Annotated in this window: 16 protein-coding genes; 5 read left to right on the top strand and 11 right to left on the bottom strand. The window is 69.6% G+C overall.

Annotated elements, in window-relative coordinates:
• Positions 1-49: 49 nt before the first annotated feature.
• Genes G6O69_RS04195 through zigA form a run of 3 tightly spaced genes read right to left on the bottom strand, consistent with a single transcriptional unit; the run spans position 50 to position 2,933 of the window.
• Complete coding sequence (locus tag G6O69_RS04195) at positions 50-1,288, bottom strand: FAD/NAD(P)-binding protein (protein WP_172302241.1); 1,239 nt, start codon at positions 1,286-1,288, stop codon at positions 50-52.
• On the bottom strand, positions 1,285-1,689 hold the full coding sequence (locus tag G6O69_RS04190; RefSeq protein WP_172302240.1) for a MerC domain-containing protein: 405 nt from the start codon (positions 1,687-1,689) through the stop codon (positions 1,285-1,287). The genes G6O69_RS04195 and G6O69_RS04190 overlap by 4 nt, the downstream gene beginning before the upstream one ends.
• Complete coding sequence (zigA, locus tag G6O69_RS04185) at positions 1,686-2,933, bottom strand: zinc metallochaperone GTPase ZigA (RefSeq protein ID WP_172302239.1); 1,248 nt, start codon at positions 2,931-2,933, stop codon at positions 1,686-1,688. Before zigA ends, G6O69_RS04190 begins: the two co-directional genes overlap by 4 nt.
• Positions 2,934-3,035: 102 nt before the next feature.
• Here zigA and G6O69_RS04180 point away from each other — a divergent pair, with 102 nt between their 5' ends.
• Positions 3,036-3,542 (top strand): Fur family transcriptional regulator, encoded by a 507-nt coding sequence (locus G6O69_RS04180; RefSeq protein WP_176396618.1) that lies wholly within the window; start codon positions 3,036-3,038, stop codon positions 3,540-3,542.
• A gap of 42 nt (positions 3,543-3,584) precedes the next feature.
• Here G6O69_RS04180 and G6O69_RS04175 read toward each other — a convergent pair whose 3' ends face one another.
• The 6 genes from G6O69_RS04175 to G6O69_RS04150 form a co-directional block, all read right to left on the bottom strand.
• Positions 3,585-4,514, bottom strand: a complete 930-nt coding sequence (locus G6O69_RS04175; RefSeq protein WP_172302237.1) for a hypothetical protein — start codon at positions 4,512-4,514, stop codon at positions 3,585-3,587.
• 13 nt (positions 4,515-4,527) lie between these two features.
• A complete protein-coding gene (locus G6O69_RS04170; RefSeq protein WP_172302236.1) occupies positions 4,528-8,643 on the bottom strand; it encodes a DUF6531 domain-containing protein in 4,116 nt (1,371 codons plus the stop codon).
• Entirely contained in the window at positions 8,640-10,064 is a 1,425-nt protein-coding gene (locus tag G6O69_RS04165; protein WP_172302235.1) for a hypothetical protein, read from the bottom strand. Before G6O69_RS04165 ends, G6O69_RS04170 begins: the two co-directional genes overlap by 4 nt.
• 18 nt (positions 10,065-10,082) lie before the next feature.
• A complete protein-coding gene (gene tssI, locus G6O69_RS04160; protein WP_172302234.1) occupies positions 10,083-12,437 on the bottom strand; it encodes a type VI secretion system tip protein TssI/VgrG in 2,355 nt (784 codons plus the stop codon).
• A 404-nt stretch (positions 12,438-12,841) separates the two neighbouring features.
• Entirely contained in the window at positions 12,842-13,762 is a 921-nt protein-coding gene (locus G6O69_RS04155) for a DUF6544 family protein (RefSeq protein ID WP_172302233.1), read from the bottom strand.
• Positions 13,763-13,906: 144 nt separating this feature from the next.
• Positions 13,907-15,508, bottom strand: coding sequence for a vWA domain-containing protein (locus tag G6O69_RS04150; protein ID WP_172302232.1), 1,602 nt, complete (start codon positions 15,506-15,508; stop codon positions 13,907-13,909).
• 222 nt (positions 15,509-15,730) lie between these two features.
• Here G6O69_RS04150 and G6O69_RS04145 point away from each other — a divergent pair, with 222 nt between their 5' ends.
• From G6O69_RS04145 to G6O69_RS04130, 4 genes are all read left to right on the top strand, one after another.
• Positions 15,731-16,690 carry a hypothetical protein gene (locus G6O69_RS04145; protein WP_176396617.1) on the top strand — a complete coding sequence of 320 codons (960 nt, stop codon included), beginning with the start codon at positions 15,731-15,733 and terminating at the stop codon, positions 16,688-16,690.
• Positions 16,691-16,762: 72 nt separating this feature from the next.
• Positions 16,763-18,532: a serine/threonine-protein kinase gene (locus G6O69_RS04140; RefSeq protein WP_172302230.1), complete on the top strand. Its 1,770-nt coding sequence runs from the start codon at positions 16,763-16,765 to the stop codon at positions 18,530-18,532.
• Positions 18,533-18,623: 91 nt separating this feature from the next.
• Positions 18,624-19,322 (top strand): hypothetical protein, encoded by a 699-nt coding sequence (locus tag G6O69_RS04135; RefSeq protein WP_172302229.1) that lies wholly within the window; start codon positions 18,624-18,626, stop codon positions 19,320-19,322.
• Between the two features lie 102 nt (positions 19,323-19,424).
• A complete protein-coding gene (locus tag G6O69_RS04130) occupies positions 19,425-20,015 on the top strand; it encodes a class I SAM-dependent methyltransferase (RefSeq protein WP_172302228.1) in 591 nt (196 codons plus the stop codon).
• A gap of 59 nt (positions 20,016-20,074) precedes the next feature.
• Here the strand turns inward: G6O69_RS04130 and G6O69_RS04125 are convergent, their stop codons facing one another.
• Together G6O69_RS04125 and G6O69_RS04120 are read right to left on the bottom strand one after the other, a co-directional pair.
• On the bottom strand, positions 20,075-22,321 hold the full coding sequence (locus G6O69_RS04125; RefSeq protein ID WP_172302227.1) for a hypothetical protein: 2,247 nt from the start codon (positions 22,319-22,321) through the stop codon (positions 20,075-20,077).
• Between the two features lie 323 nt (positions 22,322-22,644).
• Positions 22,645-24,867 carry a hypothetical protein gene (locus G6O69_RS04120; RefSeq protein ID WP_176396616.1) on the bottom strand — a complete coding sequence of 741 codons (2,223 nt, stop codon included), beginning with the start codon at positions 24,865-24,867 and terminating at the stop codon, positions 22,645-22,647.
• Positions 24,868-25,018: the final 151 nt, after the last annotated feature.

Raw genomic sequence — 25,018 nt, 5'->3', positions numbered from 1 at the left:
ATGGGTCGCGCAGCCGTGGTGGCGCGTCGGCGAGCTCGCGCGGGACGACTCAGGAGACCTTCCGCGCGGCGGCGGAGCGCTTTGGCGGCGCCGCGAGGTGTGCGAGGAGCCGATCCCCCGCGCGGCGAGCCCCGGCGATGTTCCTCGACACGGGGCCGAGCTCGAGCTCCGCGAGCGGCCCGGTCACGTACACCCTGGGGTGCCAGCGCAGCGCCTCGTCGACGATCGGGTAGCCACAGCTGGCGCAGGGCAAGCTCGCCGAGGCGACGAGCGCGTCGATCATCGCGCCGCCGGGGCGCTGCGGGGCGAAGCCCGTGGCCAGCAGGACGCGCTGCACCTCGAGGGGGTCCGACGTCGCCAGCTCGAGGCGCAGCGGCGCCTCGCGGCCCGCGGTGAGCGCCTCGACCCTGGTCTGGTGCCAGCTGACCTGGCCGCTGTCGATGGCGTGGACGAGGGCGCGGTGAACGTCCGGGGGCACCGAGCCGCGGTGGCGAGCGCCGCGGATCATCGCGCGGCGACGATCCAGGTCGGGCTCCTGGCTGAAGCCTCTCATGAACCTCGGCCCCAACCATCCGGGGTCGCTGTCGAACTGGTGCTCGCGCAGGGCGTGGCGCGAGACCAGGTGGACGCGGTGGCCGTCATCGACGAGGCGCAGGGCGACCTGGGCGGCCGTGATCCCGCCCCCGACGACGGCGACGGTCTCGCGCTCGGCCGCGCTCGGCCAGGCGCCGAAGTCCGCGGCGAAGATGTGCTGAATCCTGGCGTCGTCGCGCGGCGCCCAGGCTGGCCAGTGCGGCTGCTCGCTCGCGCCCATGGCGAGCACGAGGTTCTCCGCGCGCAGCTCGAGGCCGCCGGCGGTGTGCAGCTCGACGCCCTCGCAGGTGAGGGCGCAGCGCGTCGCGCGATCACGAAGGTGGCACGCGTCGAGGCCAAAGCGCGCGATCACGTGGTCGCAGTGCGCGTCGAAGACCGCCAGCGAGGGGCGGTCGTAGGGCGGGGCAAAGAGCGCGGGCTCGCCCGGGAGCTGGCCACGCTCGTCGGTGAAGCGGCGCAGCGCCCAGGGGCTGAGGCCGAGGTGGTGGACGCAGGGCGAGCGCAGGTGGGTCATGCCCGTGGTCGCCGTGCACTCGCGCCAGCGCGCGAGCAGGCGAGCGGCCGGGTCCACGATGCGCACGCGCTCGGGCGGGACCGCGGCCTCGCCGATCAGCCGGGCGGCGACGTGGACCCCGTGGATCCCCCCGCCGATGATCAGCCACTCGAGCTCGCGGTCGAGGCTGTCGGCGCTCATGCGCACTCCTCTGATCGGCAGCGAGAGGCGCGGAGGTTGAGGGCGTGCCCCAGCACGATCAGCAGCCCGGAGGCCACGCCCACGGCGGTGCCGGCGAGGCCCGAGGCGTCGGCGTGGAGCTGCTCGCTGTTGTCCTCGAGGGCGCGCGAGGTCAGCAGCCCGACGACGCCCGTGATCAGCAAGGCCGCGACGCGACGCGAGCGATGGCGACGCCAGCTGATCACCAGCGTCGCCGCCGCGAAGACGATCGCCGCGGCGATGAACAGCCACTCGCTGTGGTGACTCAGCAAGAAGCTGCCGCCCAGGGCGCCGAGCAGCGCGGGGAGCAGGGCCGCGATCGCGCAGTGTACGGCGCACAGGCTGCTCGCCAGCACGCCGAGGCGATCCACGCCGGCGCTCACTGTGGGGCCTCGGCCAGCTGAAGCTCGGGGAAGGGGTTGGGCAGCTTCGACCACGCCCGGCTGTCGGCCGAGGCGAGCGCGTCGTCGAGCAGGCAGGCGTCGAGGCGCGCCCTGGCCGTGGCCTCGTCGAGGCCCTGGCCGATGAACACGAGCTGCTGCGCGCGGTCGCCAAAGCGCGGGTGCCAGCCGGGCTGCTCGTCGGGGCGCAGGCCCTCGGGGTGCGGCCAGTGCTCGCGGGGCACGGCCGCCCACCACATCCCCGCCGGGTTCACGCTGCTGACCCCGCCGGCCTGGGCCCACTCGTAGGCCGCGCGGTGGTCCGCCGCGATCCAAAAGAAGCCCTTCGAGCGCAGCACGCCGCGCCAGACCGATGGATCATGGAAGAAGTCCCACAGCTTCTCGGCGTCGAAGGGCCGAGACGCGCGGTAGGTGAAGCTCGAGATCCCGTAGGTCTCGGTCTCTGGCGTGTGCTCGCCCTGGAGCTCGCGGATCCACCCCGCCGAGCTCGCGGCCTTGTCGTAGTCGAACAGCCCGGTGTCGAGGACGGCCTCGAGGGGCACCTGGCCGCGGGTCGCCAGGAGCACGCGCGCGCCGGGGTTGAGCGCCCTGATGATCGCCTCGACCTCGCTCGCCTGGTTCTTGCTCACGAGGTCGAGCTTGTTGAGCACGATGACGTCGGCGAACTCGATCTGGTCGATGAGCAGGTCGGTGACCGTGCGGTGGTCGCCCTCGCCGAGGGACTCGCCGCGCTCGTCGAGGGCCTCGGCCGCGTCGTAGTCACGCAGGAAGCTCGCGGCGTCGACCACCGTGACCATGGTGTCGAGGCGGGCGACCTGGCTGAGGCTGACCCCGTCTTCGTCCTCGAAGGTGAAGGTCTGGGCCACGGGGATCGGCTCGGAGATCCCCGTGGACTCGATCAGCAGGTAGTCGAAGCGACCTTCCTGGGCCAGGCGCGAGACCTCGGCGAGCAGGTCGTCGCGCAGCGTGCAGCAGATGCAGCCGTTCGACATCTCGACCAGCTTCTCCTCGGTGCGCGAGAGCTCGGCGCCGCCGCGCTCGACCAGCGCCGCGTCGATGTTGACCTCGCTCATGTCGTTGACGATCACCGCGACGCGCCGGCCCTCGCGGTTGTTGAGCACCTGATTGAGCAGCGTGGTCTTGCCGGCGCCGAGGAAGCCCGAGAGCACGGTGACGGGGAGGCGCGCGTTGGCTCGAGGGGGGGCCTGGGGGTGAGTTGGTGTCATGGTCTGTCCTGCTCCGAACCGGCGATATTTGAAGCGCCGTGCAACTTTCCCAAGTTGGATGCTTCTACAAGCTGATTGCACGAGCATATATATGCAAGCAGATTGCACAAGCAAGCCCCTTCACCTACCCTGGTGAGGTCGGCCGCGCAGCGGCCCCAGGGCGCCATGAGCATCACCAAAGACGAGGCACGAGCGCTGCTGCGCGAGCGCGAGCTACGGGCGACCGGCCCGCGCATCGCCGTGCTCTGCGTGCTCGCCGTGTCCGAGCGCCCGCTCTCGCACAGCGACGTGCTCGCGGAGCTCGGCGACACCGACTGGGATCCGGCGACGATCTACCGCAACCTGGTCAAGCTCCGCGACGCTGGCCTGGCGCCGGTCAGCCGCGTCGACGGCATCGATCGCTACGCCTTCATGCGCGAGGACGGCGACGAGCACCACCACCCGCACTTCGTGTGTGAAGACTGCGGGCGGGTGGCTTGTCTGCCCGCCGCGCTGACCGAGTCGCTGTCGATGGAGGGGCCGTGGGCGGACTCGATCAAGCAGGCGGTGGTCCAGCTGCGCGGGGAGTGCCCGGACTGTCTGGCCGAGGGCGGCGGGTCTTCGGGCTGACCTTCGGCTCGCGTGCTCGCGGCCTTCAGTCGCGAGCAAAGCTCAGGAAAAGGCGATGTCGAGGACCTCGAAGCCCTTGGCCTCGAAGCGCGCCTCGAGCTCCTTTTTGAACGGACGTCCGCAGTGAAGCACGCTCAGGTGCGTGAGCTCGGGGGCCTCGAGCAGGGCGTCGAGCTTGGTGAGCTTCTTCGAGTTGAGCACGACGAGCTGCTCGAGCGCGGGCAAGCTGGCGAGCATGCCACAGTCGATCTCGGTGCGGATGGCGTTGAGCCGCAGCCCGCGTATGCGGGTCAGGCGGACCAGCCCCGCGAGGCTGAACTTCAGCTTGGAGGTGCGCAGCGACAGCGCTTCGATGTGCTTGGGGAGGTCGTCGAAGATGTCGCTGTGGTTGGCGATGTCGGCGAGCTCGACGTGCCGGAGGCTGGCGAACTCGGCGACGGCGGAGCGCACCTGGCCCGCGGGATCGAGCTCGCAGCTGAGGAACTCGAGGCCGGGGACCTGGGCGGGCTGGAGGCCGAGGTCGATCCAGCGCGTGGTGCTCTGCGAGGGGCCGACGAAGTAGAGGCCGCGCAGGTCGGGGAGCGAAGCCTGTGGCCAGCGCAGGGGCTTGGGGCCGCGCTCGAGCAGCGCGGGGTCGAAGTCGAGCTGAAGGGTGGACAGGGAGGGGGGCAGGCGGGCGGGATCGTCGAGGGCAGCGACCAGCGGCGCGGGCATGGCGAGTCGCCGCAGCGCCGTGGCCTGGGGGAGGTAGTCGGGCAGCGCGGGCTTCTTGAGCGTGCGCGCTGGCGGGAGCAGGTGGAGTACGCGGAGCTCGGCGAGCGCGTCGGGGGGCTCTCCCCAAGGGGCATGGGCAGCGCCCTCGTCGATCAAGAACCGACAGGCGCTCTTGGAGCCGGTGCACGCGAGACCCTCGGATGATGGGTCGACGTAGCGGGCACGGTCGCTGTCGAGGAAACCGTGGGGGCGAGTCATGAGATGGAGCCTACTACTTGCAGGTGGTGCGGCGCTTCTTGCCCGAGGCGTTGTGCTGGCTGATGAGGTCTTCTGCGTGGGTCCGCTTGGCTGCGCTTTGGACGCCATCTCCGTTGAGCATGTTGAATCCACGCGCCTGTTGTTTTTGGAGCTCCTGGGCCTCGAAGAAGCGCAGGATATTGTTGCGATCACTCCCAGAGGTCGCGGTGCCGAGGTCCACGCGGACATACTGAACCGTGGTTCCTGGCTGAGACAGCAAGTTCTGGGCCTTGGTGTGGCTGGTGGACGAAATGCGCGTGTTCATGCCTTGGGCGCCGATACCCGCGCTGCCAACGTAGGAATCGTTGCCATTTGTCAGAATATAGATACCTGGCTCATCGGGCAGAGAGCTGGGCGCCTTGACCAGGCCGAAGGGGTCGAACCACGTCAGGGGATCATGGACGTAGGCGTAGGCCCTCAGACCGCCGCGGACACCCAGAGGGTCGCGGCTGATATAGGCTCCGATGCTCGGGTCGTAGTAGCGAAAGCGGTTGTAGTAGAGGCCGGTCTCCGAGTCCTCGTACTGACCGGGCCAGCGAAATGGACAGTCAGAAGGCTCTCCGCGCGTCGTCTGTGGGGAGCCGTAGCCGTCGAGCTCGCTCATCCAGGTCAGGGCGCCGCGCTCGTCGAGGCCGGCCAGGGGGGTGCCGAGGTGATCGGTGACGATCGAGAGCCGGGCGTCGGGGCCGAGCTTGGCGATCGGCGTGAGGGTCTCGGGTTCGAACAGCCAGGTGGTGACCGCGTCTGGCGAGCGCCACTCGTGCAGGGGGACGTCGTTGTCCCAAGCCCAGCGAGTGCTGCCCTCGGGCCCGTGCTTGGCCACGCGTCGGCCCAAGCCGTCGTATTCGAATTCGATGCGCTCGCCGGCCGGTGTCTCGACGCTGAGCAGCATGCCCGCGACGGACCAGACATAGTGCCATCGGCCCCCGTCGGGGTCGTGACGCTCGACGAGGTGGCCGTCCTCGTCGTAGTGAAAGCGATGCTCTCCGTCTGTGTCCTCGAGCCGGCGCAGGGCGCCTGCCTGGTCGTACTCACGATCTTTCAGGTCGGCGCGCGCGTGGAGGTTGCCGACGGGATCCGCGAGGCGCAGCTGGATGGACTCGGTGTTCGCGCCTCGGGCGTTGCGGAGTATCGATAGCCCCGCGCGTGCGTCGTACTCGTAGCGGGTCTCTCGCTGAGTGACCTCATCGATGCGCGCGGCGATCTGTCCCGAGCCGGTCCATTGATAGAAGGTGCTGCGCTGGATTGTGGCGCCGTCCCAGAGCTGATGCTGTCGGGGTAGGCCCGCGGAGTCGAAGGTCCAGCGCGAGCGCACGCCGCCAGGAAGCTGGCGATCGACGACGTCACCGGCGGCGTTGCGGATGAATTGTGCCTGCCAGGGGCGAGCTCCCGTATCTGCTGCTTCGCCTGTGTTGGGCGCAGCGCAGCGCAGCTGCGTCGCCTCTCCGTGTGCATCGCGCTCGATGTCGAGCTGAGCGCCGAGCGAGGAGCGCAGGCCGAGGCGATTGCCCGCGAGATCGTAGCTGGAGTCGACGCGGATATCGTTGCAGCGCTCGACGAGCACGCGTCCGAGCGCATCTCGCTCGAAGGCCAGGGTCGTCGACTCGTTGGTGATCTCGGCGAGTGTGCCGTCGGCCCGGTAGCGCATGGCTTGGCTGCGCCCGTCGGAGTAGGCGACCGCGGTCAGCCGGCCGGCGTCGTCGTACTCGCGGGTCTCGGACGCCCCGGAGGGCAGTGTGACCTTGGTGACCTGCCCGGCCGCGTCGCGCTCGTAGCTGCGCCGGGCGCCGTCGAGCTCGATCTCGCTGCGCACCAGCCCGCGCGCATCGAGCTCGAAGTCGTGGCGTTGCCCGAGCTCGTTGACGAGCGCGACCAGTTCGCCCTCCCCGTCGTATTCGTAGCCAACGACCTGCCCGCCCTCGCGCCGCGTAGCGAGCCAGCTCGAGCCGGTATATGTGAATTCGACGGACTCGCCCGCGTCGCTGATGCACGTCAGCATGCCCTCCGCGTCGTGGCTGAAGCTGACGGGGCTCGCGCCTCGCCGATGCAGGTGGAGCAGCCGGCCCTCGCGGTCATAGTCGTAGCGAAACCCGGCGTCCTCGGGCCCTCGCTGGTGAACGCGTCGGCCGAGCGCGTCATGCTCGAACTCCAGCACGGCGCCAGTCGGGCTGCGCAGGGTGTTGATGAGACCCTGTGGGCCGTAGCTGAGCTGGGTCGTGGCGCCGTTGGGCTCGATGACGCGGGTCAAGTGCCCGCCGCTGTGATCGAAGCGAGTCGTCCCGCCATCGGCGGCCTTCGACTCGACGAGCTGGCCGTGGATGTCGTGGGTCCACGACCATTCGCCTCGCAGCGTGTCGATCGTGGTCAGCGGGAGCCCGCGATGATCGTGCACATAGGCGAGCTCGTGGCCGTCGGGGGTCGTCAGCGTTTCGACGTCGCCGCGTGTGTCGAGGGTGCAGGCCGTTCGCCGGCCGAGCTCGTCGGTCTCTGCGAGCAGCCCGAGGGTCGTGGGGTCGTACTCGAGCTGATATTCGCCGCCGAGGGGATCGACGATCTTCACCACCTGCCCGACCAAGTTCATGTGGTACCGGGTGGTGTGCCCGCGCGAGTTGGTCACGTAGGTGACCTTCTCGTGCTTGTCGTAGGCCAGCGCGTGGTCGTAGATCCCCCCGTCACCCCAGGTCCGCACGCACCACGCGTCCTCGCCGAGGCCGTCGTAGGCGAAGTGAAAGCTCAGGCCGTTGCGGTCGGTCTCCTGGCTGAGCAGGTGGGTGACGTAGGCGAAGCGCCAGCGCTCGCCGAGGGCGTCCTCGACCTCGACGAGGTCGGCGTCGTCGTCGAGGGTGTAGCGACGGTGGCAGTCGTGACCTTCGCCCTCGGGCTTGGGCAGCCATAGCTCGTGCAGGTGGCCGTCGCCGCCGTGGCGCAGGCCGATCATCCGCCCGGCGCTGTCGCGGACCCACTCGAGCAGCCCGCGCTCGCCGTAGAACCAGCGGATCTCGTGAAAGCCACAGCGCGAGCGCTGACGCTGGATCATCGCCCGGTCTTCGCGCCCCGGGACCGGGGCAAACTCGCGCACCACGCCCTGGCTGTCGGTCAGCTCCCAGCACCCCTCGGGCTTGCAGCGCAAGGTCGCGCGCTCGATCGGGTTTTGGACCTCCTGACCCGGGGCGATCGCGTGCCCGGGGAGGTCGAAGGTGTCGAATTCGATCTCGCGCCCGTCCTCGGCCAGGACCACGACCTTGCCGCGCTCGCGCCAGATGGCCTGGTCGAGGGAGAAGCTCCAGCCGTGGCCGAGCGGGCCGTCGCGCGAGGCGAAGGCCGAGGAGTAGCTACGCTCGATGGTCAGCGGCATCGGCCCGGGCAGCTCGACATCGACGAAGCTGGTGACGACCTTGCCCGAGGCGACGTCGACGGGGTGGCCGGTGAAGAAGCAGACCGCGCGATGCAGGAGGTTGCGGAAGCGGCTGGGCTTGAGCCGGCTGACGAGGGCGTGCAGCGAGTCCGAGACGAAGCGGGTGCGCAGCGCGGCCATGATCGCGGACATGATGTCCAGCGAGGGCGGGCCGCCGATGAGGATCGGCGCGCCCTTGGGGATCGCGAGGACCACGGACGAGGGCAGGCGCAGGGGCTCGGAGCAGCTCAGGGCGATGTCGCCGAGGCGCACGGCGTTGCTGCCCATGACCGTGACGGTCTTCGAGCCGAACACGACGACGGCGTCGTTCTCGGGCTTGATGGGCAGGCCCGGGGTGGGCGTCTCGCCGGGGTGAATGACCGGCTTGGGGGTCTTGGGGAAGGGCGCCCAGGCGACGCCCGGCGGGAACAGGATGTGGCCGGGGATGTGGATGGCCTCGGTCCCGGTGTTGGTCGCCGGGAAGGCGGTCCAGTAGAGGACGGGGCCCTGAAAGGGGGCTCCGACGACGGCGCTGATGGCCGCGCCCAGGGCGATGCCGCAGGCGAGGCCGATGGGATCGAAGACGATGCCGATGAAGGGGTTCGGCAGCGGGACGGGGACGGGCGCCGGCGTGGGCACCATCTCGAAGTGGATGTCGATGCCGAGCACCGGATCCAGGAAGCTGCTGGCGATCATCCGGAGCTCGCTTCCTCGGCGTCGGCGAGCGCCTGACTCTCCTGGCTCTCGCCGCTCTCCTGGTTCTCCATGCTGTCGGCCAGGGCGTGGAGCGAGGCGGCCTGGGCGGGCATCTGATGGCGCTCGTAGACCGTGGCCAGGCTGCGCGCGGCCTCGGGGGCGCCGGAGGCCGCGACGCGCTCGGGCTCGGTCGCGCCGGCGATGCGCAGGGCCTGGGCGAAGGCGTCGACGGCCGCCTGATCCTGGCGCAGCGAGGCGGCGAGGGTGCCGGCCATGCGCCAGCCCTCGATGGCCAGCTCGGGCTCGCCGCCGGCCTCGGCGGCCTGGGCCGAGGCGACGTAGGCCTGGGTCGAGGCCGCGTGGTCCTGGTCGAGGTTGTGGATCAGGCCGAGGGCGAGCAGGGCCTGGCTCTCGCCGCGGCGCAGGCCCTTCTCGCGGGCGAGGCCGACGGTCTCGTCGAGGACCTGCTTGGCCGCGGCGCGCTGCCCGAGGCCCGAGAGGTAGGCGGCCAGCGAGGTCTGGGTGATCAGCTGGAGGTCGACCTGCCCGAGGCTCGCGCAGAGCTGGCAGGCGCGGCGCTGGTGCGCGATGGCCTCGGCGCCGCGGCCCTCCTGCATGGCCAGGGCCGCGCGCAGGCTGGCGTCGCGGAGCTGCGGGGCGCCGTCGAGCATCGCGGGATCGATGCCGGCCTCGCGCAGGGCCTGGTCGCGGGCTGGCTTGGGCAGCGGGGGCGGGTCATCGACGCGCGGCGGCGGGGTCACGCCCACGGGCCAGGCAGCGCCGAAGTGCTTGGGGTCGGAGCCGCCGAGCATGGCCGCGAGGTCGCGGCGCTGGGCGTCGGGATCGACGACGCAGATGGTGGTCTGCGCGTAGTCCTGACCGAGGGCGTCGAGCAGCGCGCGGGGTGGCTCGACGTCGACGTCGAGGACCAAGATCCAGCGGCAGCGCGCCAGGTCCGGCTCGGCGAGCAGCGCCATGAGATCGGCCTCGAGGGCCGCGCCGTCCTCGACAATGGTCGGTGCGAGCACGAGCACCAGGCCGTCGAGGGGCGGGGCCATGACCTGGGCGATCAGCGTCGCGGTCGCGCGGAAGTCCGCGAGCTCGTCGCCGAGGCCCTGCTGCGCCCAGGCGTTGCCCTGCTCGACGCCGTCTTGGGCGAAGGCCTCGACGCGGCGCTGCCAGTCGGCGGCGAGGTTGTTGGCGCGCAGCTGCCAGCCGCCGTCTTCGTGGGTGTGCGCGTCGAGGAGCAGCGGCCAGGCGCTGCGGTTGTCGTGGTGAAATTCGAACTTGGGCAGCAGGTCGATCACCGGCTTGCGCAAGTTGGCGTCGCAGCGCACGAGCCACAGGCGAAGCTCGTGGGCCCGAGCGAACCACGAGCCGTCTTCGTGCAGCGCGTTGAGGGGGTCGGAGATGGACTGCACGCTGGGCCCGCCTGCTGCTCAGTTGATCTTCACCAGGCCGCCGGAGACGTTGACCATGCCGCCGGACACGTCGACCTTGCCGCCGGCGCAGGTCACCCCGGCGCCGCTCGCCTCCACGCTGCCGCCGCCGCCGGCCAAGGTGGAGGTCGGGGCCGAGACCGTGGCCGTGCCCGGGCTGTTCATCAGCGCGTTGGCGTCGAGCAGGACCTTGCTGCCGCCGCTGCTCTGGGTGAGCGCGTTGCTGTCGAGCAGGACCTTGCTGCCGCCGCTGCTCTGGGTGAGCGCGTTGGCGTCGAGCAGGACCTTGCTGTTGCCGCTGCTCTGGGTGAGCGCGTTGGCGTCGAGCAAGACCTTGCTGCCCGCGGAGGAGTGCATCAGCGCGTTGGCGTCGAGCACCAGCTCGGCCTTGCCGCCGGCGCTGAGGGTGATCTTGCCGGGGACCATGGTCAGCGTGCTGCCGCCGCAGGTCAGCTTGATGTGCGTGGGCGCCTGGATCTCGATGGTGTTCGAGGCGTCGACCTCGTAGTCGCCGGTGATGTCGAGCTTCGAGCCGCTGACCCCGTCCTCGGGCGCGGCGCCCGAGATGCTCACGCTCTGGCTGCCGGTGATCGTGACCTTGCGGTTCTTCTCGACGCTCATCGTCTGCTTGCCGGTGATCGCCTCGGTCTGATCTCCGGTGACGGTGTTGCTCTGATTGCCGCCGACGGTGTTGCTCTGGTCGACGCTGACGTCGGTGCTGTGGTTGTTGAGCACGACCTCGTCGAAGTCTTTTTGGGCGTGCAGGAACACCTGCTCGCTACCCTTGGCGTCCTCGAAGCGAAACTCGTTGAAGCCGCCGCCGCCCGGGGAGCTGTCGGACTTGATCGTGCTCTTGGTCTTCTCGTCGGGCAGGGTGTAGGGCGGGGTGTGGGTGCCGTTGTAGACGCAGCCGATGACCAGGGGGCGATCGGGGTTGCCGTCGAGGAATTCGACGACGACCTCCATGCCGACCCGGGGGATGAACACACCGCCCCAGCCGTTGCCCGCCCACAGCTGGGCGACGCGGACCCAGCACGAGGCGCTCTCGTCCGCGGGCGAGAGCCGGTCCCAGTGGAAGCGGACCTTGATGCGCCCGTGGGGATCGGTGTGGATGTCCTCTGCGGGGTTGTCGGGCGGGCCCATGACGATCGCCGTCTGGGCGCCGTAGACCCGGGGCTTGGGCGTGCGCACAGCCGGGCGGAAGGGCACGTCCTCGAGCAGACACTCGAACTCGTTTTGGTAGCGCGGCCCCTCGGCAGAAGACTCGCCGCGCTCCTCTTCGGGGGCCTCTCCGCTGTGGATGACGCGGGTCAGCAAGAAGCGCTGGTGCGCGAGGGCGTCGTGGCGGTGGTCACCCAGGGTGAAGCGCCGGCCCGCGCCAAAGCCGGTCACGTTGGCGCTGCCGGCGGCCGTGTGATCCCAGCGACGCTGGAGCTCGTGGTGGCGCTGGGCCGCCGGGCCGCGCTGCTCGACGGCCTCGCCGGTGAAGCTCTGGGCTTGGGGATCCCCCATCGGGTCATCGACGATCTGGCGGCGATCGTCGAAGAGGTAGAGCTCGCGGGTTCGACCGCGGGGATCGTCGGCTTGGGCCGAACCCTCGTCGAGGGCGTCGGGCACCTTCCAGTTGAAGCCGCGGGTTGCGACCTTGGTGCTGCGCTCCCGCAAGCTGCGCTCGATGCTGCGCAGGGACTCGAGCTCGGCTTGCTCCGGGCGATCGACGATCACGGGGACCTCGTCGCCGAGCAGGACCTCGACCTCGGGGTAGCTCTCGACCGTGTCGATCAGCACCAGCTTCTCGCGGGTGTTGTCGACGTCGGCCTCGAAGGTGTAGGCGATGCCTTCTTCCTCGAGCAGGCGCTGGCAAAAGTCGAGGTCGGACTCGCGGAACTGCACGCAGCAGTCGCGGGCCTCGTACTGACCGGTGAGCGCGCTGGCGACGTCGACCTCGCGCTCGTACTCGGCCAGCGGCGGGCCGAGGACCTCGGCGACGATCTCGGGCACGGTCATGCCCTGGAAGATCCGCGTGTCGACGCGCTGGGCGAGCAGGGCCACCGCGGGGACGATGTGCACGCGGATCCCCAGGCGATCGCCGATCTCGCCGAGCTCGTCGACGCGGCGGATGACGCCGTAGGCCCAGTGGCTCAGGCCCTGGCGCTCGACGATCAGCTCGACGCTCGCGCCGAGCAGGGCGTCGATGTCCGCGCCGAGCTCCTCGCTGAGCAGCTCGAGGGTGATGGTGTAGGGCTCCGAAAGCGCCTCGGCCCAGCGCAGCCTGCGGACATGCCAACCCGAGTCCGCGCTGTCGAGCACGGTGAAAACGAAGACCACGGGGTCGAGGCGGGTGATGTCAGGCACGAGAAGACCCGTGTGAGCGAGGCGTCATTCGCTCGCTCTGGAAGTCTTATCGACCGCTCGCCACGGCGCAACAATCAGCTGAGCCGGCCCGATGACCCGCTTGAGCGGAGCGTGAGCTCGGCTACCGGGAGGGCGAGTTCCTAGGGCTGATCCCGGGTGCTCTCTCGTCGAGCTCGACTCTAGGAGCCCGTGGTGAAACCCAACACGACACCTCGCTTGGTCTTTTCGCCGAGGGCTTTGTCGCCAAAACTGGCAGTACGCCCGGTACAGCGGCGTTTTGGCTTCGCGCCCTCGACGAAAATCCCGGCGCCAGGAGCCGCGCTGGGTTCCACCACGGGCTCCTAGTGCACGAGCGCAGTGAGCTGCTCTCGCGCGGTGAACTGCTCGCTCCAGCTCACAGACGCTCAGCCCTGGTTCTGGGACTGGGCGTCGCCCTGAGCTTTGTCACCCGCGGCGCCCCAGCGTCGGGGGACGTCGACCTCGACCGCTTCGATGGTCATGCGGACATGTGGGAAGATCGTTCCCTCTTGCTCCCACTCGGCCTCGACCTGGGTGGGAAGCTGGAGCTCGCCGAAGCTGCGGTGCTCGGCGTAGCGGACCCGCCAGATCGCCGCGCCCGCCTTGGGCTGGAGGCCGGGGGCCGTCGCCCGGGGGCGGTCGAGGGTCTCGAAGGCGACGATGTTCCCGAGCTCGTCGAAGCTGAAGTCGCCGCCGATCTCGAGCTCGCCGTCGCGGAGCAACACCCTGGCGCGAGAGTCGTCGATCGCCTCCCAGCGCAGGTTGTCCCCAGGCAGCAGGGCCGGGGGCAGGAGCGCGAGCTCGGCGAGGTACTGGACCAGGGCCGAGCGGCGGGTGGCGTCGTCGCTGGCGTCGATGGTGGACACCGAGCTCAGCAGCTTGCTGCGCAGCTGGGCCCGGCCGCGCAGGTAGAGCTGGCGGGTGTCGATCCAAACGATCGGCAGCGGGCGGAGGCGGCCGAACCACAGCATCGCCGGGCTGCCGGTCACCAGGTAGGTCTCGCCGACGTACTCGGTCCACGGCTGGCCGGGGCGCTCACGCATGTCACCGCGCTCGCGGGCGCGGAGGCAGGAGGGGTGGGGCTGACCTTCGTGCAGGTTGCGGCGAATGAAGCGCTCCACGGGGGAGGGCAAGTTGGCGAGCTGCTCGGGCGAGAAGTAGGTCGGCATGGTCTCGACCTCGGAGAAGAGCTCGGCGACCTCGGCGTCGACCTGGCGTTCGAAGCTGTTGCGGTTGAGCAGCACGCCGAGGGTCAGGCCGGCGATCAACGCCGCGAAGGTGAAGGTGAGCAGGGCGAGCAGGGGCATCGCAGGTCTGGAGCTACCACAGGGCCCAAATAGATGCGAGAGCGAGGCGAGGCGGCGACTCTCGGAGGGGGCGCCCGAGGCTTCGAAACAAATCGCGGCCCGGGAGCGAGTCGCTCCGCGGGCCGCGAGGGCAGGCTGGGGAGTTCAGCGGGCGAGTTTCGCCGTGCTGCGCGGCTTTTCGCACACGCCGCCCTGGCCCTTGCCCACGCTGCGGATCGCGTACTGCTGCTCGGCCTCGACGCGCTTGCCGGAGAGCTCCGAGCGGACCGCCCGGACCATCAGCGGGGCGAGCTGCTCGACGGTGTAGCAGGGGATGTGCGGCTCGGCGTGGGGGTTGCCGACGCCGGAGTCGTCGGTGAGGAAGAGGTACTGGGCGCCGGTCAGCAGCGCGGCGGAGCGCATCACGAACTCGGCCTCCCCGGCGACGCCGGAGCTGGCCACGGGGTAGACGGCGACCCCCTTGGCGCGCAGGCCGTCGACGGCGTCGAGGGTGTCGTCGACCTTGTTGGCGTGGGGCGGGGCGTCGGCGACCAAGAAGGTGACCCGGGCCGTGCCCGCGCCGCGCCAGCTGAGCTGGGCGGCGGCGTCCATGGCGGCGTCCATGGCCTCGGGGTAGTCGCCGCCGCCGTTGGCGGATTGGTCGGCGAGGTCGGCCTGGAAGGCGTCGAGGTTGCCGGTGAAGTCGAAGGTCCGGGTCACGTACTGGTCGCCCTGGTCGCGGTAGACCACGAGGGCGTAGCGCTGGTCGACGCCGGGGAAGTGGTGGGCGATGGCCTCGGCGATGTCGCGGATCTCGACCTTGAGGTACTCGAGCTCGTCGCCCATGGACCCGGTCGCGTCGATGACCAGGGCGATGTCGAGGCGGCTGGGCAAGGTCCCGGGCTCGCCGTCGACGACCACCATCTGCTCGATCTGATCTTTCTTGATGTCGACGACCTTGCGGGTCTCACCGTGCTGGATCACCGCTCGGCCCCGGCCCTGGCGGCCGCTGTCCCAGCCCTCGACCCAGACCACTCGGCCGTCGCTGCGGCTGGTCATCTGCTTGCCGTCGATGGTGACCTTGGCGTCGGCGACGGGGCGGCCCTGCTTGTCCTGGACGCGCAGCACGGTGCGGGACGAGGCGAAGCTGTTGGCGATCCTCGCGAGGTCGGGCTGCTGGCGGGCCTCGTCGACGAAGCGGTCGAAGACCCAGGGGTTGAGGTTGTCGTCGAAGCTGCCGGCGGTCAGGGTGCCGCTTTGGATGTTGCGATCGGCTCGCTCGCGCTTGGCGATCTTGGCGGTCTCTTCGCCCGCCTCGAGCTCGTCGCGGGCGATCGCGGCGTCGGCCATGGGCGACTCGGCGTCGGCATCGGCCGCGGCGCGCTTGCCCTTGCCCCTGGCCTTGGCGCTTCGGCTGGCGGTGGTCGGGCGACCGGAGGAGCCGCCCGGCGAGGCCTTGGACGCCGCGCCGCCGAGGGCCTCGCCGCCATCGGCAGGGGCGGGGGCGGGGGCGGGCTCGGCAGGCGCCGCGCTGATCTCCTCGGCCGCGGCGATGTCCTTGTCGTAGCTGTAGTCGTCCGCGGAGGCGACCTCGGTGACCACGGTGGCGTCGCCCTCGGGACCGGCGTAGCCGGACCTGTCCTCGGCGTAGTGATCACCCGCGGCGTAGTCGGGCGTGGACTCGGCGTCCATGGACGCGCTGCAGCCCAGGCCGAGGGCGGGGAGGAGGGCGAGGAGGGCGGAGAGCTGGATGGTGAGGCGGCGCATGGTGGCTTCGTTCCCTTGAGTCGGGGCGCGGAACGGGGCCTGAAAAGACCTGCTTACAGTCTTTTTGCTGCGATCTTCGCGAGCTGGAGCCGAGCCCAGGGCCCGGCTGGGAAGCCGGTGCGCGGCCCGAGTTCGCCGCTGCAGGCGAGGCGGGCCCTCGCGGGGCATGGGATGTCGGTCTTGACTTCACTGTGGGTTGCTGATGACCTCCTGTGAGCCTGCATGGCCCATCTACTCGCACCTTTGTTGGCGCTCGTCCTCGCCCCCGCGTCCGAACGCGCGAACTACGAAGAAGCCCAGGCTCAGCTGAGCGATGCTGTCGCCAACGCCACCTCGGTGGCGCACGACGAGGCGCTCGCGGCGCTCGAGGCGGCTCTGGAGGAGGTCTCGGGCTACCCGGGCGAGGCCACGGCCGAGCTCCCCGAGACCGAGCTGCGGGCGATGGTCATCCTCGTGCGCCTGCACCTCGCCGAGGGCGACGACGCGCAGGCTCGCGCGGCCATGGACGCGCTGATCCGCCGGGATCCAAACCAGCGCGCGCCGGTCCAGTCCTTTGGGCGCGCGGTCGCGGAGCTCCACGCCGAGCGCCTGGCCGCGCTCGAGAAGAGCGGCCGGGGGACCTTGGTCGTCGAGTGCGAGGTCGCGTGCGAGATCGTCCTCGAGGGTCGGCGGCTCGAGGGCCGCGAGCAGCCGCTCTTGCTCGGGACCTACGCGCTCTGGGTCCGGGCGCAGGGGAGCGAGCTGCCCTGGGAGCGCCGTGAAGTGAGCCTCGAGCAGGCCGACGCCGTGGCCGAGGTCCGCTACGAGGATCCCTTGGCGGGGCAGAAGCCCGAGCACGTCGAGGCGCCCTCCGAGCCGCTCGACCGGGGCGAGAAGCCCAAGCGCCTCCTGCCTCGGGGTGTAGAGATCGCCGGTCTCGCGGCGGGCGTGGGCATGGTCGTCGCTGGCGCCGTCTTGCTCTCCTTCGACGGCAAGTGCAGCGTCACCAAGGAGCCGCCCACGGACGACTCGACCGCCGACAGCTGCGGCAACATCTACGAGAGCACCGTCGCCGGCGCGACCTTGCTGGGCGTCGGTGGCGGAGTTCTCTTCGTATCCGGACTCACGCTCGCGGTCGACGAGGTCCGAGTCGGTCGCGCTCGCGGCCGTCAGGTCTCCCTCGGCCTGACTCTGCGCTTTTGACGCTGTCAGGAAATGCTCTGTAACTTTGTTCAGGCATGGCCCGAGCCGAGCTCGATTTGAGACTCTCTGGTCGTGCAGCGCCTCGGCAACTACACGCTCTCTCGCCGCCTCGGGGTCGGCGGCATGGGCGAGGTTTGGATGGGGCAGCGCGAGGCCCTCGGCGGGGCCGCCAAGAAGGTCGCGATCAAGGTTCTGTCCGCAGACAAGGGCCGGGATCCCATGGCGCGGCGGATGTTCCTCGACGAGGCGCGGCTGTCGATGCTCCTGCACAGCTCGAACATCGTGCAGGTCTTCGACGCCGACGAGGCCGAGGACAGCACCTGCTACATGGTCATGGAGTGGGTCGACGGCCTCAACTTGTCCGAGCTGTGCGCGAAGCTGCGCGAGTCGGGCGAGCAGCTCTCGGACACGATGAGCGCCTTCGTCATCGGCGAGGTGCTCAAGGGCCTGGCCTACGCCCACGAACTCCACGTCGAGGGCGAGATCAGGACCATCGTCCACCGTGACATCTCGCCGCAAAACGTGATGATCTCGCGCTCCGGCGAGGTCAAGATCATGGACTTCGGCATCGCCCGGCTGGCCAGCGAGGACACCAGCGGCATCCACGTCAAGGGCAAGCTGCGCTACATGCCGCCGGAGCAGCTGCGCGGGGAGACGCGCGAGCCCACCCTCGACCTCTTCGCCGTCGGGGCGATGCTCCACGAGCTGCTCGACAACCAAAAATTCAGGGGCGGGGTCGTCGACGAGGGCCGGCTCTTCGGGGTGATTTTCGAAGGCCAGATCCCGCCCATGACCCGGGATCCCAAGACCATCCCCTACGAGCTCGACGAGCTGCGCAAGGATCTGCTGGCGCCCGATCCCAGCCAGCGGGTCCAACGCGCCCGCGATGCCTTTCGTCGCCTCGCGGGCTGGTCGGGCTACCGTGACGTGCGCTTCGAGCTCGACGAGCTCATGCGCCGCTACCTCGGGTCCTCGGCGAGCATGTCCGTCCCCGTGGTCCCCCGGGCCGCGCTCGGTGACGTCGAGATCGGCAAGTCCGACCCCGACGTGATGCGTGGCGCGAGCGCGAGTGTGAGCGCGAGCGTCTCATCGGCCTCGAGCTCGGGGCGCATCGACGACAGCGAGGCCACGGAGCTGATCCGCGAGGCCAGCGACACGGACGTCGGCCGGTTGCAGGCCAGCCCGCCCGCGGTCGCGGTGCCGCGGGCGAGCGGGGGCGGAGATCGCCGCCGGCTCGTGGTCGTGGGTGTCGCCTCACTCGGGGTTTTGCTGACCCTCGCGGGCGTGATGACGCTGATCGGGAGGACCAGCGAGGAGCCGGGCGCGGACGACGAGGTGGCGCAGGGAGCCGCCGAGGTCTCGGTGCTCGCGCCGGCGCCGAGCGAGCCCGAGCCCGAGCCCGAGAAGGGGACGGTCGCGGGAGCGGCTGCGCCAGGCGAGGTTGCGCCGGAGGTGCCCGCGCTCGACGCTTCGGCAGATACCGGTACCGACACCGCGGACCCGGTCGCAGATCCGGTCGAGGAGGTGGTCGAGGAAGCGGTCGAGCCGGCGGTCGCCAAGCAGCCGACCAAGGGGCGCCGCAAGAAGCCGGCCGTCAGCAAGAGCAAGGTCTCGGTCTCGCTCGGCTCGGGCGTGACCTGGGCCGAGGTGAAGATCGGCGGGCGGACCATCGAGCTCGACGCCTTCGAGAGCAAGCAAGCCTCGACCCACCTGGCGCCAGGGCGCTACTCGGCCTCCTATCGCACCAAGGTTGGCAGCAGCATGAAGTCCGCGGGGCGGGTGACCATCCCCGACGAGAAGGCCAGCATCGTCGTGAGCAAGACCGGCCTGGTCGTGAAATAGCGCCAGCGGCTTCGAGCCGAGCGGGTGTGAACACATGGCCAGAGCCGCGCTGGGTTTCACCACGGGCTCCCAGGCACGGTAGAGTCCCAGCATGAACCCCGGGCTCTTCCTCATCGTCGGCGGGCTGGTGTTGCTCCTTGGTGTCTTGGTGTGGCTGCGGATGAGCGGGCAAGGCGAGGGTCGGGGGGCCAAGGCGCCCTCCGAGGACGACGAGACGGTGCTCTTCGAGCGCCCGCGCCCGCCCGGCGGCGGAACGGGGACCGAGATCATGTCTCGGCCGGTCCGCGGCGCCGGAGACGAGGCGGGCACGGAGCTGCTGGGGCGGCCAGGCGAGCGGGGGCCCGGAGAGGTGGCAGGCACGGAGCTGCTGGTGCGGCCGGGCGAGCAGGGGGCTGGGGACGAAGCAGGCACGGAGCTGTTGGTGCGGCCAGGCGAGCAGGGGCCTGGGGACGAAGCAGGCACGGAGCTGTTGGTGCGGCCAGGCGAGCAGGGGCCTGGGGACGAAGCAGGCACGGAGGTGCTGGTGCGGCCAGGCGAGCAGGGGCCCGGCGAGGCGGCAGGCACGGAGCTGCTGGTGCGGCCCAAGCAGCAGGGGGCCGGCGAGCCGCGGACGGAGGTGCTGGTGCGGCCCAATGAGCAGGGGGCTCGAGCGGGGGTCGAGCCGCGCACGGAGGTGATCGTGCGCGTTGGGCCCGACGCTGACCCGCGGGCTGCGCTGCCCTCGAGGGGCGCCTCGGGGGACGAGCAGCGCACCGAGTTCCTCGCGCGCCCCAAGCTCGATCAGGACTGAGAGTCGCCTCTGGGCCCCGACTCCGAGGCGGCGTCTCGGGCTGCGCTCGATTGACGCAGCCGCGCCCGCCCAGGGGTGTTGGGAGGGCTATCCTCCAGACCAATGTGGGACAAACGCTACGCCGAAGAGGAGCTCGCATATGGGTGCGAGCCCAACGACTTTTTGTGTGAGGTCGCGGGTCAGCTGCCCGAGGGCCCCGCGCTGTGCCTGGCCGAGGGCCAGGGGCGAAACGCGGTCTTCCTCGCCCGCGGGGGGCGCTCGGTGACCGCGGTGGATCTCTCGCCGGTGGGCCTCGAGCGGGCCGCCCAGCTCGCCGCGGAGGCGGGCGTCAGCCTCGAGACCGAGATCGCCGACCTCGCGCACTTCGAGATCGCCCCGGTGGCCTGGTCCGTGGTCGTCTCGATCTGGGCCCACGTACCTTCGGAGGTGCGCCGGGGGCTGCACCGCCGGGTCGTCTCGGGCCTTCGTCCTGGCGGGGTGCTGGTGCTCGAGGCCTACACCCCCGACCAGATCGGGCGTGGCACCGGCGGCCCGCCGAACCCCGACTTCACCATGACCCTCGCGGGCCTGCGCGAGGAGCTGGCCGGGCTCGAATTCGAGATCGCGCGCGAGCGCGTCCGCACCGTCCACGAGGGCCGCTATCACAACGGCGAGTCGGCGGTGGTCCAGGTGCTCGCGCGCAAGCCCAGCTGAGCAAGCCCCGCGGGGGAGGACCAGCCGCGGGCACGGGCCGCGGCTGGTCTGCGCGCAGGTCAGTGCACGAAGCGCTGGGGAGGGCGCGAGAAGTTGGTGACGTCGGTGCTCACCGCCAAGTCAGGATTGACGAGGTCGGTGCGCAGCTCGAGCACTTGCATGGCCACGTCGAACTCGAGGATCGGGCCGATCGGGATGTCGAGCCCGGTGTCGGGCGTCAGATCGACGGGCACGCCGCCAAATTCGAGGAAGCCCTCGAGCAGCACCTCTGGATCGATCTCGATGACGTCCGAGCACAGCGCGCAGGCGATGCCGTAGAGCCGCTCGAAGCGGCGGTGGAGGTCCGCGTAGGTCCAGTCGGGGATCGAGCCGCCGAATTGTGGATCCGAGACGGGGAAGATGCTGCCGCTGCCGCCACCCGTCATGAAGTCGGACAAGCTCGCTGGGCTGACCGTGGGATCGATGTGGAAGAACTCGGTCGCGGTGTCGCCGTAGTGGCAGCCGTTGCAGGTGTTGACCGAGAATTCGTGGCGCGCGCAGGCTTCACGGTTGATGGAGGGGTCCATGGTGCTGACCTCCCAATACTCGGGCCCGGTGTTGGAGGTGAAGGCGTTGCCGCCGCGGAAGGGAGTCTCCTTCTTCTCGTCGGGGTTGTAGTAGGAATAGGGGACCGTCTCGTAGCTCGAGCTGCAGTCGTCGGGCAGCGTTGGCACCTTTTTCCTCACGAGCGGAAGGACCTCGGCCTCCACGAACAGGTCCACCGTGTTGTTCGGGGTGGGGTGGAACTTCGTGTCGTCGGGGGTCATGGCCACGGTGTGTGAGCGCAGCGGGCCGTTGCTCGGGGTGTCCGTGTCGTCTGCGGGAACCTCGTCGGTGAGCGTGAACTCGAGCAGCTCCCACTGCCACTCTTCGATGAACTCGTTGGTCCGGATCTGATTGAGCGCGCTCTCGTTGCCCTTGTCCGGGGCCGCTCCGGACAGCACGACGCTCTCGGTCAGGGCCTCGAGGTGCGCGCGCCAGGCGTCGCCAAAGCGGACGCCCAGGCTCGCGTCGTTGAGGTAGGTCCACTCTTGGGCCCACTCGCGGACGGCCTCGCAGCCCTCGATCGGCACGCCGTACTCGAAGATCACCGACATCTGGAGGGGCTCACAGCTGTCGAGGTCCGCGACGCCAAACACGAAGCGCAGCTCGCCGGCGTCGAGCGGGGCCTCGTTGGAGCCGACGTTGTAGCCGCCCGAGCCCTTGCTGGTCTCGCCGAGGTCGATGCGGTTGACGAGCGCCGCGAAGGTGAAGGGGGCGATGTCGAGGTCGAGCTCCCCGTCTTCGATGATGATCTTGGCGCTCTCGCCGTCGGACTCGAAGCTCGCCGTGACCCCGCTGGCGTTCGCCCAGGGTACGACCACGCGATCGAAGAGCTCGGGCCGGGCCGGGACGAGGTCGCTGTTGATCTCCCTGTCCTCGAGCCACAGCGCGAGCCAGCTGATCACGAAGTCGTGGGTGCTCAGCCCCGAGAGGATGGCCATCTCCTCCATGAGGTGCTTGAAGGTCCAGACCCCGTTGGGGTTGCCGTCGCCCGTGCAGGGGTCGAAGGTCCGCTCCGGGTCCTCGACGACCTCGAGGTCGGTGATCGCCAGCGACTCCTCCCAGCGCTCGAGCTTGGAGGTGGCGGTGAAGGGGCAGGCGCCGAGGGGGACGACTCCTCCGTCGAAGAGCTGGTCCGTGTCGATGGCGATGCCAGTGGTCAGGGAGATCGGCGTGCGGCCGTTGAAGACGAGGTGGGTCTCGCTGGGCTCCTCGACCTCGGCGAGGGCGGCCTCGGCCTCGACGCGGTGGTTGATGTCGTCGTCCTCGACGCGCACGAAGGTGGTGAAGAACTCGTCTCCGGGGCTCTCCGTGATGACCCCCGCCTCCTGGAGGAAGCTCGCGCGGAAGAGCACGATCGGGCTGTCGAGCTCACCGACGACGCGGACCAGGCTGTCGTCGAGCTCGGCGTTTTGAGCCGCGGGCAAGAGCACGTGCAAGGCCGCGTTCTCCCCGGAGGGGAGGGGATCCGGGAGGAGCTGAAGGAAGGTCTGGGCCGACTCGATGCCGTCGACGAAGGGCAGCTCGTCCGTGGACATGCTCTGCGAGTCTTCGCTGGCCGTCGGCGTGGCCGACTGCGAGCTCTGGACCTCGCCGCCGGTGGGCGTGTCGAGGGCGAGCTCGTCGCTGGGGTTGTCGAGATCGGTGCAGGCTGCGATCGACGACGCGCAAGCGATCGTCAACAGGGCTACGCCGAGTGAGCGGTTCATTTGATATGTGGTCATCGCTGTCTCCTGTCCAATCGTGGTGACACATTGGAGTGCGGGGGAGGTATATGACAAGGTGGTTTTTTGTGGCTGGTGAATGTTGGTTCTGAATGTTGTTATGTCGGCCTTTATCGCTGGCGCACGGAGGCATATGGCACCCCGGCAATGTGGTGTCAGCGGCGTGTCCTGGTTTTGTTGATATTTCAGAATGTCCAATCTGAAATCTCGACGTGTTTTGACCTGTCCTTTGAATCGTCCAGTGCATGTAAAAGGACCGCGGCGCATCCGGGCGCCGCGGTCCTCGGGGATCATGCTCGCGCCTCGCGTGGAGGCGCGTCGGATCAGTGCACGAAGGTCTCGCGCTTGCGCACGATACCGCCGAGCTCGACGTTCTCGATCGCGTCTTCGTTGGCGAGCTGATGACTCAGCTCGATGAGCTCCTTGACGACCCCGAGATCGGTGATCGGCCCGATTGGGAGATCGAGCTCGGGATCGATGGCCGGGTCGATGGGCACGACCCCGGACAGCTCGAAGACGAGCTCGACGAGATCCTCCTTCTTGCCGATCCGCTTACCGCAGGACGAGCAGGCGATCTCGTACAGCCGCTTGAAGCGGAAGTCGAGGTCGCTGAAGGTCCAGTTGGGGACCGTGCCCGGGAACTGCGGGTCGGGCACGCTCCAGATCCCCGCGGTGCCGCCCGTCATGAAGTTCGAGAGCGAGGCCGGTTTGACGGTCGGGTCGATGTGGAAGAACCTCGTGGCCGTGTCCCTGAAGTGACAGCCGTTGCAGGTGTTGAACGAGAACTCGTGACGCGCGCAGGCCTCACGGTTGTCGAGGGAGTTCACACTCGCGTTCCAGTGGGTCGGGCCGGCGCTCGCGGTCAGCGAGTCGCCGCCGCGGAAGGGCTCTTCGAGGTAGAGCCAGGGGACGGAGAAGGACGATGAGCAGTCCTGGGGGAGCGCCGGGACGCTGGCCGGGACGCTGGGGAGGACCTCGTCGAACACGAAGCTGTCGATCATCCCGTTGGGGGTCGGGTGATAGACGGTGTCGTTGGGGGTCATGGCCACGGTGTGGGGCCGGAGCGGGCCGCTGACCGGGGCGTCGGTGCCGAGCTTGGGCTGCTCGTTGGTGAAGGTGAACTCGCGCAGCTGCCACTGCTCGTCGAGGGCGTTCTCGTTGGTCCGCAGCTGGTTGAGGGCGTTCTTGTTGCCCTTGGCCGGCGCGGCGCCCTCGAGCACGACGCTCTCGGTCAAGGTCGCGAGGTGCTTGCGCCAGTCGTCGCTGAAGGGGGCGGCGATCGACGCGTCGTTGAGCTCGGTCCACTGGATGGCCCAGTCGCGGACCTTCTCGCAGCCCTCGATCGGCACGCCGTACTCGAAGATCACCGAAAAGGGCATCACGGTGCAGGTGTCGAGGTTTTGGACCCCGAACACGAAGCGCAGCTCGCCGGCGTCCGCGGGCAGGGCGGTGGAGCTGCCGCCGTAGCCGCTGACCCCGTCCTCGGTCTCGCCGAGGTCGATGCGGTTGACGATCGCCGACAGCCGGAAGGGGGCCTTGTCGAAGTCGAGCGAGCCGTCGATCTTCAGCATCGGGTCGCTGTTGGGGTCGAAGCTAGCGATGGCGCCGCTGACGTCGGCCCACGGCTTGATCACGAGGTTGAACATGGCGGTCCGGGGCGCCAGGGTGTCGGCGTTGACCGTGTAGCTGTCGAGCCAGCGCGACAGCCAGTCGACGACGAAGTCCTCGGTGCTCATCCCGGCGCCGTTGGCCATCTCCTCGACGAGGTGCTTGAAGGTCCACACGCCGTCGGGGTTGCCCCCGCCGCAGGCGTCGTTGGTCCGCTCGGGGTCCTCGACGACCGCGAGGTCGGTGATCGCCAGCGACTCCTGCCAGCGCGCGAGCTCGGAGGTCGGCGTGAGCTTGCACGGCCCGAGCGGGACGATGTCGCCGTTGACGAAGCTGTCCTTGTCGATCTTCACGCCCGTGGTGACCGCCACCGGGGTGCGGCCCTCGAACAGGATGATCCTGTCGCTGACCTTCTCGGCCTGCGAGAGCTTGGCCGCGACCTCCTCGCGCAGGGCGAGCTCCTGCTCGATGTCGAAGACCGCGAAGGTGGTGAAGAAGCCGTCTCCGGGGCTGGCCGCGATCATCCCGAGCTCGACGAGGGCGTCGGTCCTGAACAAGATGATCGGGGACTTTGGGTCGCCGACGATGCGGACCAGGCTCTCGTCGAGGTCCTTGTTGAGCGCCGGGGGCAGGCGAACGTGGAGGGCGACGTTCTCTCCGTTGGGGGTGGACTCGGGCAGGCGCTGGATGAAGGTCTCGGCCGACTTGAGGGTGTCGATGAAGGGCAGGGACTCGGGGGAGATGCTCTCGCCTTCGAGCTCGTCCTCGTCGGCGACGGTGACGGGCTGCTCGGGCGGCGCGAATTCGCCCTGGCTGGTGCCGTCGACCTGGGCCTCGTCCATGATCTCGTCGGCGTCGGTGCAGGCCAGGCTGGTCAGACCACAGGTAAGCGCCAACACGGCCGCGGTGAGCGGCATGCTCTTTTCATATGCGTTCATTTTCGATCTCCAATTCGAGAGGGGGGTGGAGACAATTTGCAGATTGACAAATGTTTTACAAGGTCTGGTTTTACTCCCATTCGCCAATATGGTTGTCGAGTCTCCCGTCACGGTGTCACCCCGAGGCAAGTGGCGCGCATGCGACAATGTC

The sequence above is a fragment of the Pseudenhygromyxa sp. WMMC2535 genome, from assembly GCF_011083025.2.
Note: the sequence above shows the minus strand (reverse complement) of the source record. Positions and strands in the feature narration are given on the sequence as shown.

Excerpts from the sequence above, each read along its gene's own strand:
- G6O69_RS04135 (WP_172302229.1), top strand. The coding sequence starts at position 18,624 with ATGAACCCCGGGCTCTTCCTCATCGTCGGCGGGCTGGTGTTGCTCCTT.
- G6O69_RS04170 (WP_172302236.1), bottom strand. The coding sequence starts at position 8,643 with ATGATCGCCAGCAGCTTCCTGGATCCGGTGCTCGGCATCGACATCCAC.
- zigA (WP_172302239.1), bottom strand. The coding sequence starts at position 2,933 with ATGACACCAACTCACCCCCAGGCCCCCCCTCGAGCCAACGCGCGCCTC.
- G6O69_RS04130 (WP_172302228.1), top strand. The coding sequence starts at position 19,425 with ATGTGGGACAAACGCTACGCCGAAGAGGAGCTCGCATATGGGTGCGAG.
- G6O69_RS04125 (WP_172302227.1), bottom strand. The coding sequence starts at position 22,321 with ATGACCACATATCAAATGAACCGCTCACTCGGCGTAGCCCTGTTGACG.
- G6O69_RS04155 (WP_172302233.1), bottom strand. The coding sequence starts at position 13,762 with ATGCCCCTGCTCGCCCTGCTCACCTTCACCTTCGCGGCGTTGATCGCC.
- G6O69_RS04175 (WP_172302237.1), bottom strand. The coding sequence starts at position 4,514 with ATGACTCGCCCCCACGGTTTCCTCGACAGCGACCGTGCCCGCTACGTC.
- G6O69_RS04120 (WP_176396616.1), bottom strand. The coding sequence starts at position 24,867 with ATGAACGCATATGAAAAGAGCATGCCGCTCACCGCGGCCGTGTTGGCG.
- G6O69_RS04195 (WP_172302241.1), bottom strand. The coding sequence starts at position 1,288 with ATGAGCGCCGACAGCCTCGACCGCGAGCTCGAGTGGCTGATCATCGGC.
- G6O69_RS04150 (WP_172302232.1), bottom strand. The coding sequence starts at position 15,508 with ATGCGCCGCCTCACCATCCAGCTCTCCGCCCTCCTCGCCCTCCTCCCC.
- G6O69_RS04145 (WP_176396617.1), top strand. The coding sequence starts at position 15,731 with ATGGCCCATCTACTCGCACCTTTGTTGGCGCTCGTCCTCGCCCCCGCG.